This is a genomic window from Butyricicoccus sp. AM05-1, assembly GCF_003474415.1.
In the GTDB taxonomy this organism is placed as follows: Bacteria; Bacillota; Clostridia; order Oscillospirales; family Butyricicoccaceae; genus Agathobaculum; species Agathobaculum butyriciproducens.
Genome location: NZ_QUDG01000001.1, coordinates 588,868 through 604,383 on the forward strand (window position 1 = coordinate 588,868; position 15,516 = coordinate 604,383).

The following is a 15,516-nucleotide window of genomic DNA, read 5'->3' on the forward strand; positions in this document are numbered from 1 at the left end:
TACATATCCTTGTATGGCTCATCACCAGTTGGAATCGAAACAGTAATCGACTTTTCAACTACGGGTGTACCATTTCGATTGATTCGGATTGATGTAGTTGGTTGAGCCTTTCTACATATCCGTTCCGGATAAACCGCATTCTGATAAGTACCGTCGGCCGCTCCCGCAGGAACGACTACCATGCCGAGCGCCATCGAGAGCGCCAAGACCGTCGAAAATGCCGTTTTAAGACGTTTCACGTTTTCCTCCTGACCCGCAAGCTGGGATTTGACGATTGCATACGCTTCGTTCACTGCACTCTGCACAATTTTTCGCAGAGCATACACATATTTTTATTTAGCTTACCATGAGGTTTCATATGCGTCAATATTGTAATCGACAAAATTCGACACATAATATTCAGCATTTTCCATAAAGCACAGCCAGTCGTTAGTCTGTTTCTTCGTGTCTCATCCACTTATGCAGTGTGCCTTTTATTCGGCAGAATATTCATATTTGCATATTTATGTTATTATCTTAAAAACGACTACTAATTCTCTATTATGTCATTTCCATATATACTATCTGATGTTTTTCGTTTAATGACTATGCGTTCATTTATCTGCGTTTCGTATAAATATTCTATAAGTGCAAGAAAACACCGTGAAGCTTTTCACAGAGCTGCGCCGTTGATGAGCAATAATAAGACGAAAAACACGAGCGCTGTATATTTACTCTGGAAGCAGACCAGTCCTCGGCGTATTCCATGAGATACGTTGTCACCAGACGAACATAGGAACTTTTATTCGGAAAGATTCCAATCACGCTGGTACGTCTCCAGATTTCACGATTCAATCTCTCAATCATGTTGGAAGATGAGTTTTTCCACGCATCCAGCGAGGTACATCGTGCCCATTCGGGTATCCAAACGACGAGGACGATAACCGCTGCGGTATCCGCTCCTGCCGTCCGTGCGCTGGCTCTTCTCTGCTCCCAGCTGCTGATCGACCTCTGCCTCCATCAGCTCTATGCACAGCCATTCCAGCATACTCAGCATCGGATCCGGCTGCGTCACACATTGCAGTAGCAATTCTGTCAGATTTGTGGTATTCTTTTTGTGAGCCATTAGGGTCTCTCCTTTACATCATGATTTTTTCGACAACTATCATTTTACAGGAGCCCTAATGGCTTGTCCATTCTCTGTTTGCTTTTGCGAACTTGATTACCAAACAGCCATATATGGCGGATGCAGGAGCAAAAATATAACAATCCATAGCAGAAAGGGTACAAAACAACAGCATAGGATCACACAAAAATATAAAAAAGCGGGGTAATATCAATGGACGATAACCTGAATTTGTTTTCCTTGGTAGATGAAAAAGAAAAATCGGCACCAAACAAAAAGCGAGGCAGCAAACTTGACGTAGTGGAGATGGGGTACAAGCAGGCGCACACTGTCACATGGCAGGAATTGTTTGAGGGATTTGATACCATTCACGCCATTACATTTTCCTCCGGCCTGAATTTTGTGTATCAGCTGCTGGATATGTTCGATCATGCGGAGATTATCTTTGGCTGTGAGCATATCCTTTCCTCGTCCATGAATCAGATTATTGCTTATCAAGATAAGCTGATCGAGCGAATGCGCGAGCAGTCAAGTGAAAAAATGAATGATCTGCTTGCCCGTATGGATAAGGGAGAAGTTCGGTTTTATGTATCCCGCGGTACGGTTTCCCACGAAAAACTGTATCTGTTGGAGACGGCAGATGGCCGAAAGCGCTGCAATATGCAGATGCGGGCGAAAATATTGATGAACTGCCCATTGCCGGCACAATCAAGGCGAATAAAGTCTTTGTGATCGAGCTGACAGAGGCAACTGCGGATGATGCGACGGAAGTCAAATTTATTCTGGATGTACATAATCTGGCGGATAAACTGAAGCCGTATATGCCTAGGCAGGATAAGAAAACAAGTAAACAGGGCAAAACGATCATTTCGGCGACACAGATTGTCAAGCTGCGGCGGCAAATCCAAAATGAGAAGATTAAAGAAAAAGAACTGAGAAGTGAATACCCGCAGTTGATAATCGATGCGGATAAGCAAAGTGCCACTCTGAATGGCGAGGCACTGAACCTGCATCCGACAGAAGAGGAGATTCGCCATGATGTAGGGTTATTCCGCGATTATATGGACGGATACAGCCGTTTTCATGGTGATTATGAGGGGATGCAGTATCGGTATTTTGAGTTTGCGAACTGGTTCTTTTGTTCGCCGCTGATGGCAACGATGCGCGATATGGCAGCAAGGTTTGATCAGCAGCGGTTGCCGTATCCGGTATTTGGCTTGGTTTATGGACAGAGCAAGGCCGGGAAGACCAGCTTTCTGGAAACACTGCTCAAAATGATGATCGGCCAGAAACCTAAGATTTCGGCACCGGATTTTACCCGATCTGGTATTGAAAACCTGAAACGAACCGTGCAAGGTGCCCCGATCATTGTAGATGACTTGACGAATACACGCTTTAATCAGCACGCGATCGAAACTATCAAGAATGATGATTTTGGTGTGAGCGATCATTTGACACATTATTCTGCGGTTGTCATCAGTGCTAACGAGGATGTAAAAGCGGTTGCACCGGAGGTCATTCGCCGAACAGTTATCTGTCGTGTAGAAGCGGGTCTGACCAATACCGAAGTGATGCGCAGCAACGTGGTACGCTCGGTGCAGCAGAAGATCGGCACAGCATTCTATCGGGAATACTTACGCAGAATGCTGGAACAAATGCCGGATTTACTCGATCAGCTAAAGGATGATGAAACCGAGGCACCGGATATTTTACAGATTTCCTCGGAGATTATCGTTGCTGTCATGCAGCAGTTTGGCAGTGATGTGCTGCCGGATTATATCCGAACGCTTTCACTGGAGAATTATTTCAGTGAGCACGTTACCGGCAAATACGCGATCAAGTTGATTCAAAATGCATGGCGGACGAGCAAAAAGTCGTTTGTTGTGAATAAGCACAGCAATGAACTGCGTTACAATGCGGGTGTACCGTATGAAGCGGACCGCCTGATGAAAGAATTGCCGGAAACACTGGAGGCCCATAAATCTCGTGAGTGGGTCGTGATGAACCTGCAGACCGCACGGGAATTTTTCGATGTGAATTTCAGAAAGGGATTGTGGCGGTTTTGAGAGCGGCAATGAGGCGCCTTGCAGTTTGTGAGTATGCGGCAGGCAGTGGTTTGCAGATGGCTTAAATAAGGGAAGCCCGGAGTCGGATCAGTAATTTAGTGTACAAACCGGAGAATGCTAGGCAGAACTGTGAAAAGTTCTACTTCTATATAAGCGCAATAGGCTGTGTTTTCAAGGTGTAATTATTGAAAACACAGCCTATTTGCTATATGATTAATTAAACTGGAACCGATTTACAGAGCAAAATGATAAATTTTGCAAAGGATGGAGAAGATGAAAATTCGCTACAAAAAGGGTTGTACTCTCGGAATATATTATTTAGAGGGACTATCCCGAATTCTGTGTAACCGCCAAAATGCGGTATAAAATAGAACTTATATTTCAAGGCGGGAGCGGCGCTGGCTGCGCCCGCCTTGTCTACAACATAACGCCAACGGGGGCGGAAGTCAAGGGGCACCCTCGTCCATTGGAGCCTCGCCGGCGGCGTAGCGCCCCTTGACCTTCAAGCCGGGTTATTACCCAGGCATCCGAGCCTCAAAATAGATTGCCAACTGGGTATGAATCATGCTCCAGTCCTGTCTGCGGCCGGTCCACTTTTTCGTGATGTCGATCATCGCCAAATACAGCATTTTGAAAAGGCTGTCATCGGTTGGAAACACGGATTTCGACTTGTTTACCTTCCTGAGCTGACGGTTGAAGCCTTCGATCGTGTTGGTCGTATAGATCAGCCGCCGAAGTTCTTGAGGAAACTTGAAATAGGTACTGAGATTTGCCCAGTTATCCCTCCACGACTGAGAAATTTTGGGGTATTTCTTGTCCCAGTGTTCTGCGAACGTGTCTAACGCGTCCAAAGCAGCCGGTTCATCTACCGCTGCGTAGACTGCTTTCAAGTCAGCCATAAGTGCCTTCAAATCCTTGTAGGAGACATATTTGCTGGAATTTCGAAGCTGATGGATGATGCAGTTCTGGGTTTCCGTTTTGGGATAGACCGCCTCGATCGCCGCAGAGAAACCGATCAAATTATCCGTGCAGGCAATGAAAATGTCCTCGATGTCCTGGCTGATGCTGGTCTGATTTTTTCTCAGCACCTTGGGTTCAAATTCGCTCTTGCGATCTCGCGGCACAGATACCTCTACATCGCCAAAACTGGTGCGCAGGGTTTTTCTGCTGTGCCCGTTCCGGCTGTTATCCGTGTCCTTGTTCTTGCTGCCTACATTCGCCAGCTGCAGCAGCTCACGGATTTTTTCGCGACGTGCGTTTTCTTCTGGGGGTTCTTTTCCTTCTTGCCATTGTGATTACCTCCGCCATCCTGCTTCTATTCTACACCTTGTTGGAGGTTTACACGAAGTTTGGGATGGAGTCCGCCCAATCTAGCCTTTACCAGACTGATTCTAGCAGATGAAATGCTCAACTTGATATTGCAATTTGCGATTATTTTTGTGAGCCATTAGTGTCTCTCCTTTACATCATGATTTTTTCGACAACTATCATTTTATAGGAGCCTTGATGGCTTGTCTATTTTCTGTTTGCTTTTGCGAACTTGATTATACACTATCGTTTAGTTTCTCCTTAAATCCATGCTATTCTTCCTGATTCATATGATAAGGTACAATAAGTTGCGCAAATTGAAAACCGCATAAAAGAAGACATAGCTTGCAGGCTCTGGTAGAAGGAAGTTACCACACACCATTCTGAAAGGAGACAACAAACTATGTCCGAGAGAATTGTACAGCTGAATGAGGAAATTATCAAGGAGAAAATCAAGGAATTGGTCCGCAGCAGCGTGGAGGAAACCCTGAACGAACTGCTGGAAAAAGAGACGGAGTCCTTGACACAGGCTGCCCGCTACGAGCGCAGCAAGGTCCGCATGGCTACCGCAGCGGCCACTATGACCGGAATCTCACCACCGCCTCTGGTGACGTCACGCTCCATATGCCGCGACTCAAGGGCGTATCCTTTGAGACTGCCATCATCGAACGGTATCTCTGCCGGGAGAGCAGCTGGAGGAGGCCCTCATCGAGATGTATCTGGCAGGCGTCTCCGTGCACCGGGTAGAGGACATCACCGAGGCGCTGTGGGTCAGCAAGGTCTCGCCCGCCATCATCAGTGAACCGAACAAGAAAGCCTACGTTCACATCGAGGACTGGCGGAACCGCCCCTTGCAGGACGGACGCTATCCATACGTCTACGTGGACGGCATCTCCTGCGCCGCAACTGGGGCGGAGAGTATGAAAATATAGCCATTTGGGTGGCAATCGCCGTGAATGATGACGGTTTCCATGAGGTTTTAGGCGCCGCTGAGGGAATGAAAGAGGACAAGGCCAGCTAGGTCAGCTTCTTCCAGTGGCTCCGCGGACGCGCTTGGACGGCGTAAAACTCATCGTCGGCGACAAGTGCATGGGGATGCTGGAGGCCGTGGGCGAGGTGTTCCCGGACGCTAAATACCAGCGCTGCACGGTGCATTTCTACCGCAATGTTTTCTCTGTTGTGCCTAAATCCAAGGTCAAAATTGTGGCAAAAATGCCTAAGGCGATCCACGCCCAGAAGAGCAAAAAGGCGTCCCGCGACAAGGCTAAAGCGGTCGTTGCCGAACTGCGCGCCATGAAGCTGAAGGAGGCTGCCAAGTTGAGGAGACGCTGACCTACTGCGATTTTCCCAGTGAGCATTGGACGCGCATCCGCACCAACAATGTGATCGAGCGGCTGAACCGTGAGATCCGCCGCAGAACCCGCGTGGTGGGGACGTTCCCTGACGGCAACTCTGCTCTGATGCTGGTCTGCGCTTGGCTTCGCCATGTGGCGGGCGCGCAGTGGGGCAGAAAAAATATATGAACATGAAGCACTCGGAGACGGCGCTGGACGACGCCTTCATTGCCGGCTGACTTCACTCAGCCGGAGAACCTGCAAACAATTTTGCGCATAAATCTTGACGGGACCGAGTCTATTAGATGCACGCATGTGATATAATCTTGGCCACGCATTTTGTCAATTCGTATACAGATCTTTGTCGAAATCATAGATGTTGCCGCACTGTTTGCGATTATTGAACACAAAAAAAGTGCTCTCCGCTTGCTGGAGAGCACCTTCGTTTTTTACTTAGCCGACACGCTGTCTGGAGTGGTGCAATTCGATCTGCTTGGACTTGATGAACACGCTCAGCTTCTTGTAGGCAAGCATGGTAATCGCAGTCAGGATTGCGCCTTTGATGAGATTGAACGGCAGAACGCCGAGCAGCAGATAGCCCTGCATGCCGGTCACATACGGGTTGATCGCGTTGCATGCATCAAAGATAGCCTGCAGCGGCATAACCTGCGAATAAAACGGAATGATAAGAAAATAGTTGGTCAGCATGCCGACACAGGCCATAGCGACCGATCCGGCTGCACAGCCGAGGACAGCCATCTTGCGGCTCTTGTGACCGCGGTACAGCAGCACAGCGATAACAACGAGCGTGGAAAGCATCAGGAAATCTGCGACCTCACCGGAGCCGCCGGTCTGGGTCTGGGTCAGATGAATGATGTCCTTGATGCCGATCATCGTGATCGCCGGAGCGATGCCGAAGATAAACGCACCGATGAGCACGACTGCGCCGGACAGATCCACCTTGAGGAACGGCGGCATGAACGGAATCGGGAATTCAAAGTACATCAGCACGGTTGCGATAGCCGCAAAAATTGCGGTGTAGGTGATTTTGCTGGTTTTTGTCATTGCTGTTTTTCTCCCTTTCAGGAGTCCTGTTCCATAAATAAAACAAGCCCCTGGATTGCTCCAGAGGCATACAGACGTAGCGATAGGTACATCTGTTTCTCTCATCCGGACTATAACCGTCGGTTGGGATTCTAACCCATCATGCCTTGCGGCTCGCAGACTATCAGGCTCGAAGCCTGTATACTGCCGGTGGAGACTTTCACTCCGCCCTGAAACAGAACTGATTTATTTATACTGCTATTATAGTCGCCGGTAAGGGGTTTGTCAACACTTCAGCAAGAAAAACATAAAGCCGCCTTTCCTTGCGAAAAGCGGCTTTTATCAGAAATCAGTCTTCCTTGCTGCCCATCAGAGTAACCATAACAGCCTTCTGTGCGTGCAGGCGGTTTTCTGCTTCCTCGAAAATTTCGTTTGCGTGCTCCTCGAACACCTTGGTGGTGATCTCCTGCTCGCGATATGCCGGCAGGCAGTGCTGCACCATGCAGCCCGGCTTTGCAGCAGCCAGCAGCTCATCATTGACCTGATAGCCCTGGAATGCCTTCATGCGGACTTCCTTCTCGGCTTCCTGACCCATGGACGCCCATGTATCAGTGATAACAACGTCTGCGTTCTCTGCAGCCTTCATCGGGTCATCGGTGATGAAGAAGTTCGGGTTCGGCTCTGCGAATGCCATAACCTCAGCGTCCGGACGGTAGTCCACCGGCGTTGCGATGGAAACCTTCATGCCGGTCTTGAGGCCGCCGACGATCAGCGAGTTTGCCATGTTGTTGCCGTCGCCAATGTAGCACAGCTTGAGACCCTCAAGAACGGCAAACTTCTCACGGATGGTCATGAGGTCCGCCAGAACCTGACACGGATGGCAGAAATCAGTCAGACCGTTGATGATCGGAATAGAGCCGTAGTTTGCCAGATCCTCTACTTCCTTCTGCTCGTAGGTACGGATCATGATGCCGTCCAGATAGCGGCTCAGCACGCGGGCCGTATCCTGTACCGGTTCGCCGCGGCCAATCTGCAGATCACGGTTGGACAGGAACAGCGCCTGACCGCCCAGCTGATACATGCCGGTCTCGAAGGAAACACGGGTACGGGTGGAGGACTTCTGGAAGATCATGCCAAGACTCTTGCCTTCCAGGTGACGATGGGAAATGTTGTGCTTTCTCTCATACTTGAGCTGATCCGCCAGATCGAGCAGACCGATGATCTCCTCGGTGGAGCAGTCAAGCAGCTTCAGTAAATGCTTCATTGTAATAACCCCTTTCTGCAAATTAGCAATGAGTAATTAGTAGTTAGTAATTATTTAGGTGCTGCTGCACCAGTGCGATAATCACGTTAATTACTAATTTCTCATTTCTAATTACTAATTGTCAAAACCTTTGATTAAAATACCTTTGCCATGATAGCGAGTGCTTCATCCATTTCTTCCTTCGAAATGGTGAGCGGCGGGAGCAGACGAACGGCATTTTTGCCGGCGGTGATCGCCAGAACGCCGTTTTCGATCAGCTTATTGGCAAACACGGAGTGCTTTCCTTCCTCAACGATGATGCCGAGCATGAGACCCATGCCGCGCACGCCCTTGATATTCGGCGAGCCAAGGGACAGGATGCCGTTGCGAAGGTACTCGCCCTTTTCGCGTACTTTCATCAGAAACTGGCCGTCACCGACGGTATCGAGCACGACGTTTGCTGCGGAGCAGACAATCGGCGTACCGCCGAAGGTGGTCGCGTGCGTGCCCGGCGTCAGGACGTTGCAGCAGGTATCCGCCGCCATGACAGCGCCGATCGGCATGCCGCCGCCAAGACCCTTTGCCATAGTGACAACGTCCGGCTTGATGTCGTACTGCTGGAAGGCAAACAGGCTGCCGGTACGGCCGATACCAGTCTGCACCTCGTCGATGATGAGCAGCATATCCTTCTCGCGGCAGAGCATCTCTACCTCCTTGACGAACTCGCGGTCAAGCGGCAGAACACCGCCCTCGCCCTGAATCAGCTCCATCATGATGGCGCAGGTCATATCGTCCGCCTTTGCGCGTACCGACTTGATGTCGTTGGCGACCGCGTAATCAAAGCCCTCGGTAAACGGGAAGAAATAGTTGTGGAAACGCTCCTGACCGGTGGCCTTCAGCGTGGTTACGGTACGTCCGTGGAAGGAATTGATGAGCGTCAGCACCTTGAAGCGGCCCTCGCCGTACTTGTCGAACGAGTACTTGCGCGCCAGTTTGATGGCACCCTCGTTTGCCTCGGCGCCCGAGTTGGCAAAGAATACCTTGCCGCCCAGATGCGTCTTTTCTACCAGCTTCTTGGCAACCTGAACCATCGGCTCGGTGGTGAACAGGTTGGAAACATGCATCAGCTTGTGCGCCTGCTTATCGATCGCGTCAATGATTGCCGGATTGGCATAACCAAGGCAGTTTACACCGATGCCGGAAGCAAGATCGATGTACTTCTTGCCCTCAACGTCCCACAGGGTCGCACCCTCGCCGTGGTCCAGCGCAATCGGAAACCGACCATAGGTGTTCATTACATATTTATTTTCTTCGCTTTTTAATTCATTGTAAGTCATAGGGTATCACCTTTTATCGGAGATACAGAGCGAATCATTCTCCATTCTCCATTTTCAATTCTCAATTACTGAAACATAGTGCCTGCGCCGACCTTGGAAAGCAGCTCGATCAGAATCGAATGCTTGACACGGCCGTCCAGAATGGTGGCACGCTCAACGCCCTTGCGGACTGCCTCAACACAGCAGTCTACCTTGGGGATCATGCCGCCCTTGATGATGCCGTCGCGCACCAGCTTCGGCACCTCGGACACCTTGAGACGGTGAATGACACTGTCCGGATCGTTAATGTCCTGCATCAGACCGCGTACGTCGGTCAGCAGAATCAGCTTTTTTGCACCGAGTGCAACTGCCAGCTTGCTGGCTGCTGTATCAGCGTTGATGTTGTAGTTGGTTTCATCGTCGATGCCCTGTGCAACGGTCGAAACGACCGGAATATAGCCCTGCTGCAGCACGTCGATAACCGGAGACGGGTCTACGTCCATAATGTCGCCGACGTAGCCGTAATCCGTACCCGAGCGGTCGGTCAGGCGCTTTGCCTGAAACAGGCCACCGTCCATGCCGCCAAGACCGATGCCGCGTCCGCCTGCCTTCTCGAGCAGGGTTACAAGGTCCTTGTTGACCTTGCCGCACAGCACCATCTGGACGATATCCATGGTTTCACGATCGGTGTAGCGCAGGCCGTTGACAAACTTGCTCTCCTTGCCGATCTTTCCCAGCATTTCATTGATCTCCGGGCCGCCGCCGTGTACGATAACGACCTTGACGCCGACCAGATTGAGCAGTACCAGATCGTGGATGACCGCGTCCTTCAGCTCCTCGTTGATCATTGCGTTGCCGCCGTATTTTACGACAACGGTCTGACCGTAATATTCCTGAATATACGGAAGCGCTTCGACCAGAATATTGGCACGCAGCTCCGCATCAAGTTGAGTATCCATACTAATTCGTTCCTTTATCGGGAGTTTTCTTCGTTTTTAAGAATCAAGTTCTGTAATCTCCGTTGATCTTAACGTAATCGTAAGTAAGATCGCAGCCCCATGCAGTAGCGCTGTCCTCGCCCTCATTTACGTCAACTGCAATGGTAACCTCGCTCTCGGAGAGCACCTTCTTCGCCAGTTCTTCATCAAAATCCAGAGCAGCACCCTTGTCGCAGACTGCTACGCTGCCTGCAGCGGACTCGAACGCCACAGAAACGTACTCTGGACGGAACGGTGCCTTGGAGTAACCCATTGCACACAGTACACGACCCCAGTTTGCATCTGCGCCGAACATCGCCGCCTTGACGAGGTTGGAGCCGACAACGGCCTTGGCCAGTCGCTCAGCTGCCTCCTCGGAGCGGGAGTTCTTAACGGTGCAGGTAACCAGCTTGGTTGCGCCTTCGCCGTCTGCAGCAATCTGGCGTGCCAGACGGGTGTTCACCTCGTTCAGCGCCTTGCAGAACGCCTGATATTCCTCGTCCTGCCACTCGATGAGCGTGTTGCCGGCCATGCCGTTGGCCAGCACGATGCACATATCGTTGGTGGAGGTGTCGCCGTCAACCGTCACGCGGTTGTAGGTCTTCTTGACGTTCTCCTGCAGGGCGTCGGTCAGCATTTCGTGCGTGATAGCGCAGTCGGTCGTGATGAAGGACAGCATGGTGCCCATGTTCGGATGAATCATGCCGCTGCCCTTGCAGATGCCGCCGATGCGGCAGGTCTTACCGCCGATGGTGAACTCGACAGCCGCCGTCTTGGGCTTGGTGTCGGTGGTCATGATGGCACGGTTGGCCTTTTCGGAGGCATTGTCCTCCAGTTTAAGCTCCGGAAGGTGCTCCTCGATGCACTCGATGTTCAGGCGCTGGCCGATAACACCGGTGGATGCAACGGCAACGTCGGTTTCTGCAACGCCGAGCAGTTGAGCCGCTGCCTTCGCCATGCGGCGGGCGTTCTCCATGCCGTCCGGTGCGCAAGCGTTCGCGTTGCCTGCATTAGCAACGATAGCGCGTGCTACGCCATCCTCGAGGTGCTCCATGGTAACATACAGCGGAGCCGCCTTGACGCGGTTCATCGTGTAGGTGGCAGCCGCGGTGCATTCGCATTCGCTGAAAATGATTGCGGTATCGTCATTCGTGCGGCTTTCCTTGACGCCGCAGCGCACACTGCCCGCCTTGAAGCCCTTTGCGGCACAAACGCCGCCTTCGATAATCTTCATAACTGTTTCCTCCTGCTGAAATCAGAGGTTTAAGCCGGTCGTTTCATCCAGACCGAGCATGATATTCATATTCTGCACGGCAGCGCCCGAAGCGCCCTTGCCGAGATTGTCAAACAGTGCGGTGACAATGGTCTGCTCCTCGTGGCCGCAGACGATCAGCTTGAGGCTGTCGTGACCGGCCAGTATGTTGGCGTAGATCATCGGCTCTTCACCGCCGAACGGCGCTACGGTGACAAGCTGTTGACCCTCGTAGTGCCTGGTGAGCGTCGCATGCACGAGATGTGCATCTACGCCCGGGAGCATAACTGTGGTGGCCATACCCTTGTAAAAGTCACCTACGATTGGCACGAACACCGGCGCCTGCGTCAGACCGCAGATGTAGCCCATCTCCGGCAGGTGCTTATGGTGCAGGTTCAGACCGTAAATGCGCTCGGAATCGTGTCGCGGATCGCGGTTCTCGTCCTGATACTCCGCGATCATTTTCTTGCCGCCGCCGGAGTAACCGGTCAGCGAAGCACAGGTGAGCGCGGTGTCCTCGGCAATGATACCGTTTGCTACCAGCGGGTAAACCGAGGAAATAAATCCGCTTGCATGGCAGCCCGGATTGGCAACGCGCTTGGAGTTCTTGATGGCTTCGCGGTGCGCCTTGGACAGCTCGGCAAAGCCGTAATCCCAGTCCGGGTCGGTGCGATGCGCGGTCGATGCATCGATGACACGGGTGGTATCATTCTCGATGAGCGAAACCGCCTCTTTCGCCGCCGCATCCGGCAGGCACAGAAACGCAATGTCGGCTGCGTTCAGGAACTTGCGGCGCTCCTCGGTGTCCTTGCGCTTATCCTCATCAATGAGCAGCAGCTCGATGTCGTCGCGGCCACCGAGGCGCTCGTAAATCTGGAGACCGGTCGTGCCCTCTTTGCCGTCGATGTAAATTTTAGGCTTCATCGTCCTCAACCTCCGCGATGAACTTGTCAATTTTATCAATCTGGCGGGTTACTTCCTGCGGAGCCGGGCCGCCGATGACCTTACGCTCAGCAACACAGGTGCGCAGGTCGAGTGCGTCGTATACGTCATCGCCGAACTTGTTGGAAATTGCTGCAAAGTCGCGCATGGTCATGGTCTCGAGGGTCTCATCGGCCTTGATACACTGGTTGACCAAACGGCCGACCGTCTTGTACGCATCGCGGAACGGAACACCCTTCTTGGTCAGGTAGTCGGCGCAGTCGGTTGCGTTGATAAAGCCGCGGGAGGCTGCCTTGCGCATGTTGTCGCGGCGCAGCGTCATGGTGGAGAACATCGGCGTGAATACCTCAAGGCACTGCTTTACGGTGTCGATCGCGCCGAATACAGCCTCCTTGTCCTCCTGCATATCCTTGTTATACGCCAGCGGCAGACCCTTGAGTACGGTCAGCATGGTGGTCAGCGCACCGTAAACACGGCCGGTCTTGCCGCGGATCAGCTCGCAGACGTCCGGATTCTTCTTCTGCGGCATGATGGACGAGCCGGTGGAGTACGCATCGTCCAGCTCAACGAACTTGAACTCCCAGGAGCACCACGAGATGATCTCCTCGGACAGACGGGACAGGTGCATCATCAGGATGGACAGCGCGGAGAGCAGCTCCACGCAGTAGTCACGGTCGGATACGCCGTCGAGCGAGTTGTCGGTCAGGCGGGCAAAGCCAAGCTGCTGACGAACGAAGTCGCGGTCGATGGGATAAGTGGTCGAAGCCAGTGCGCCCGAGCCAAGCGGCATTTCGTCCATGCGCTCGTAGCAGTCCTGCAGGCGGGATACGTCGCGCTTGAGCATGTTGGCATACGCCATCATATAATGTGCAAAGGTCGTCGGCTGTGCGCGCTGCAGATGGGTGTAGCCCGGCATAACCGCATCGAGATTCTCACGGCTCTTTGCAGTCAGTGCCTTCATGAAGCCGAGGATCAGCTTGATGATCTCCTTGATCTCCTTCTTGACGTACAGACGCATATCGAGTGCAACCTGATCGTTTCTCGAACGGCCGGTGTGCAGACGCTTGCCGGTATCACCGATGCGCTCGGTCAGCAGCTGCTCGACGTTCATGTGGATGTCCTCGTAATCGAGCGAGAACTCCACCTTGCCGTCCTCGATATCCTTCAGAATGCCCTTAAGACCCTCAACGATCTTTTCGGCCTCATGCTCCTCGATGATGCCCTGCTTACCCAGCATGGTAGCGTGCGCGATAGAGCCGGTGATATCTTCCTTATATAAACGGCAGTCAAACAGGATGGAAGAGTTAAAGTCGTTTACCACCAGATCGGTTTCCTTCTGGAAACGTCCTGCCCATAATTTTGCCATATTTATGTTACCTCACAAAACACTCATAGGGCGGCACACGACGGGCGTGCCGCCCTATGATTTCTTTTACTTACTTTTCAACAGACGGGAAATGCTCACCGGTCTTCTTGTACAGGATCTGATCGTTCAGGGCACGAACCTTGAGCGGCAGACCGAACAGGTTGATGAAGCCTGCGGAATCTGCCTGATCGTAGCAGTCATCCTCGTTGAAGGTTGCCATATCCTCGGAGTACAGGCTGTACGGAGAGGTTACAGAAGCCGGGATGATGTTGCCCTTATACAGCTTCAGCTTAACATCGCCGGTAACGGTTTCCTGAGTGGAGTCAACAAATGCAGAGAGCGCCTTGCGCAGCGGTGTGTACCACTGGCCGTTGTAAACCAGCTCGCCGAACTTGAGAGCAACCTGATTCTTGTAGTGTGCGGTCTCCTTATCGAGGGTGATCTCCTCCAGCTTTGCATGTGCTGCATACAGGATCGCACCGCCCGGAGTCTCATAAACACCGCGGCTCTTCATACCGACCAGACGGTTCTCAACGATATCGAGGATACCGATGCCGTTCTCGCCGCCGAGCTTGTTCAGCTTCTCGATCAGGGCAACGGACTCGAGCTTCTCGCCGTCAACTGCGGTCGGAACGCCCTTCTCGAAATGAATGGTAACATAGGTCGGCTTGTCCGGAGCCATTTCCGGAGAAACACCCAGCTCGAGGAAACCCGGCTTGTTGATCGGTGCTTCGTTGGACGGCAGCTCGAGGTCCAGACCCTCATGGCTGAGGTGCCACAGGTTCTTATCCTTGGAGTAGTTGGTCTCCTTGTTGATCTTCAGCGGAATGTTGTGTGCTTCCGCATACTCGATCTCCTTCTCACGGCTGTTCAGCTCCCAGAAACGCCACGGAGCGATAATATCCATCTGCGGTGCAAATGCGTGAATTGCCAGCTCGAAACGAACCTGATCGTTGCCCTTGCCGGTGCAGCCGTGGCAGATTGCGTCAGCGCCTTCCTTCAGTGCGATATCAACAATACGCTTTGCGATGATCGGACGAGCGAACGAGGTACCCAGCAGGTACTGCTCGTAGGTTGCGCCCGCCTTCATGGTCGGGATGATGTAGTCATCAACGAAGTCCTTGGTCAGATCCTCGATGTACAGCTTGGACGCGCCGGTCTTGAGCGCCTTCTCCTCCAGACCGTCCAGCTCGGTGCCCTGACCGACGTTGCCGGAAACCGCGATGACTTCGCAGCCATAATGCTCCTTCAACCACGGGATGAGTACCGAAGTGTCCAGACCGCCGGAATATGCCAGAACAACTTTGTTATATTTCTTTTCCATGTTTTTCGACCTCGCATTCTGCGTTTTTTTCGATGGTCTTATTATACTACCGCCATACTCATTTGGCAAGCAAAATTTATAATTATTTTCTCAATTGTATATTTATGCATACTATGAATTTAGATTTAATAAATAATGCTTGCACTTTCTGTAAAAACGTACTATTATATTATAAATGCACTGTGTCAAGACAGATTGCACGGAATGAATAAAAGCGCACAAAAAATGGTGCGCAAAGG

Annotated in this window: 12 protein-coding genes, 2 pseudogenes and 1 riboswitch; of the genes and pseudogenes, 3 read left to right on the forward strand and 11 right to left on the reverse strand. The window is 51.8% G+C overall.

Annotated elements, in window-relative coordinates; all coding sequences use genetic code 11:
- Positions 1-621 precede the first annotated feature (621 nt).
- Entirely contained in the window at positions 622-846 is a 225-nt protein-coding gene (locus tag DW088_RS16700) for a transposase (protein WP_118359473.1), read from the reverse strand.
- Positions 847-877: 31 nt separating this feature from the next.
- Positions 878-1,105 (reverse strand): annotated as a pseudogene (locus DW088_RS03355) (transposase); the annotation flags it as partial.
- Positions 1,106-1,318: 213 nt separating this feature from the next.
- Here DW088_RS03355 and DW088_RS03360 point away from each other — a divergent pair.
- A complete protein-coding gene (locus DW088_RS03360) occupies positions 1,319-1,837 on the forward strand; it encodes a hypothetical protein (protein ID WP_118359477.1) in 519 nt (172 codons plus the stop codon).
- A complete protein-coding gene (locus DW088_RS03365) occupies positions 1,834-3,171 on the forward strand; it encodes a hypothetical protein (RefSeq protein ID WP_118359479.1) in 1,338 nt (445 codons plus the stop codon). Before DW088_RS03360 ends, DW088_RS03365 begins: the two co-directional genes overlap by 4 nt.
- Before the next feature lie 515 nt (positions 3,172-3,686).
- Here the strand turns inward: DW088_RS03365 and DW088_RS03370 are convergent.
- Positions 3,687-4,412 (reverse strand): IS256 family transposase, encoded by a 726-nt coding sequence (locus DW088_RS03370; RefSeq protein WP_118359481.1) that lies wholly within the window; start codon positions 4,410-4,412, stop codon positions 3,687-3,689.
- A 470-nt stretch (positions 4,413-4,882) separates the two neighbouring features.
- On the opposite strand from DW088_RS03370, the pseudogene DW088_RS03375 reads away from it, so the two are divergent.
- A pseudogene (locus DW088_RS03375) lies at positions 4,883-6,052 on the forward strand (IS256 family transposase).
- Between the two features lie 214 nt (positions 6,053-6,266).
- On the opposite strand, the gene DW088_RS03380 reads toward DW088_RS03375, so the two are convergent.
- The 8 genes from DW088_RS03380 to DW088_RS03415 form a co-directional block, all read right to left on the reverse strand.
- Complete coding sequence (locus tag DW088_RS03380; RefSeq protein ID WP_110436750.1) at positions 6,267-6,878, reverse strand: ECF transporter S component; 612 nt, start codon at positions 6,876-6,878, stop codon at positions 6,267-6,269.
- An 89-nt stretch (positions 6,879-6,967) separates the two neighbouring features.
- A riboswitch (FMN riboswitch) is annotated at positions 6,968-7,099 on the reverse strand.
- Positions 7,100-7,206: 107 nt separating this feature from the next.
- Positions 7,207-8,121: an ornithine carbamoyltransferase gene (argF, locus tag DW088_RS03385; protein ID WP_118359483.1), complete on the reverse strand. Its 915-nt coding sequence runs from the start codon at positions 8,119-8,121 to the stop codon at positions 7,207-7,209.
- 134 nt (positions 8,122-8,255) lie between these two features.
- Entirely contained in the window at positions 8,256-9,437 is a 1,182-nt protein-coding gene (locus tag DW088_RS03390) for an aspartate aminotransferase family protein (RefSeq protein ID WP_118359485.1), read from the reverse strand.
- Positions 9,438-9,502: 65 nt separating this feature from the next.
- Positions 9,503-10,375: an acetylglutamate kinase gene (gene argB / locus DW088_RS03395; protein ID WP_118359487.1), complete on the reverse strand. Its 873-nt coding sequence runs from the start codon at positions 10,373-10,375 to the stop codon at positions 9,503-9,505.
- Positions 10,376-10,418: 43 nt separating this feature from the next.
- Entirely contained in the window at positions 10,419-11,627 is a 1,209-nt protein-coding gene (gene argJ, locus DW088_RS03400) for a bifunctional glutamate N-acetyltransferase/amino-acid acetyltransferase ArgJ (RefSeq protein ID WP_110436746.1), read from the reverse strand.
- Positions 11,628-11,648: 21 nt separating this feature from the next.
- Complete coding sequence (gene argC / locus DW088_RS03405) at positions 11,649-12,569, reverse strand: N-acetyl-gamma-glutamyl-phosphate reductase (protein ID WP_118359489.1); 921 nt, start codon at positions 12,567-12,569, stop codon at positions 11,649-11,651.
- Positions 12,559-13,953 carry an argininosuccinate lyase gene (gene argH / locus DW088_RS03410; RefSeq protein ID WP_118359490.1) on the reverse strand — a complete coding sequence of 465 codons (1,395 nt, stop codon included), beginning with the start codon at positions 13,951-13,953 and terminating at the stop codon, positions 12,559-12,561. The genes argC and argH overlap by 11 nt, the downstream gene beginning before the upstream one ends.
- A 70-nt stretch (positions 13,954-14,023) precedes the next feature.
- Positions 14,024-15,277 (reverse strand): argininosuccinate synthase, encoded by a 1,254-nt coding sequence (locus tag DW088_RS03415; RefSeq protein ID WP_117487980.1) that lies wholly within the window; start codon positions 15,275-15,277, stop codon positions 14,024-14,026.
- Between the last annotated feature and the right edge of the window lie 239 nt (positions 15,278-15,516).

What these genes read in the sequence shown, in the direction of transcription:
- DW088_RS16700 (WP_118359473.1), bottom strand. Translation starts at nt 846, where the DNA reads ATGATTGAGAGATTGAATCGTGAAATCTGGAGACGTACCAGCGTGATT.
- DW088_RS03360 (WP_118359477.1), top strand. Translation starts at nt 1,319, where the DNA reads ATGGACGATAACCTGAATTTGTTTTCCTTGGTAGATGAAAAAGAAAAA.
- DW088_RS03380 (WP_110436750.1), bottom strand. Translation starts at nt 6,878, where the DNA reads ATGACAAAAACCAGCAAAATCACCTACACCGCAATTTTTGCGGCTATC.
- argF (WP_118359483.1), bottom strand. Translation starts at nt 8,121, where the DNA reads ATGAAGCATTTACTGAAGCTGCTTGACTGCTCCACCGAGGAGATCATC.
- DW088_RS03390 (WP_118359485.1), bottom strand. Translation starts at nt 9,437, where the DNA reads ATGACTTACAATGAATTAAAAAGCGAAGAAAATAAATATGTAATGAAC.
- argB (WP_118359487.1), bottom strand. Translation starts at nt 10,375, where the DNA reads ATGGATACTCAACTTGATGCGGAGCTGCGTGCCAATATTCTGGTCGAA.
- argJ (WP_110436746.1), bottom strand. Translation starts at nt 11,627, where the DNA reads ATGAAGATTATCGAAGGCGGCGTTTGTGCCGCAAAGGGCTTCAAGGCG.
- argC (WP_118359489.1), bottom strand. Translation starts at nt 12,569, where the DNA reads ATGAAGCCTAAAATTTACATCGACGGCAAAGAGGGCACGACCGGTCTC.
- argH (WP_118359490.1), bottom strand. Translation starts at nt 13,953, where the DNA reads ATGGCAAAATTATGGGCAGGACGTTTCCAGAAGGAAACCGATCTGGTG.
- DW088_RS03415 (WP_117487980.1), bottom strand. Translation starts at nt 15,277, where the DNA reads ATGGAAAAGAAATATAACAAAGTTGTTCTGGCATATTCCGGCGGTCTG.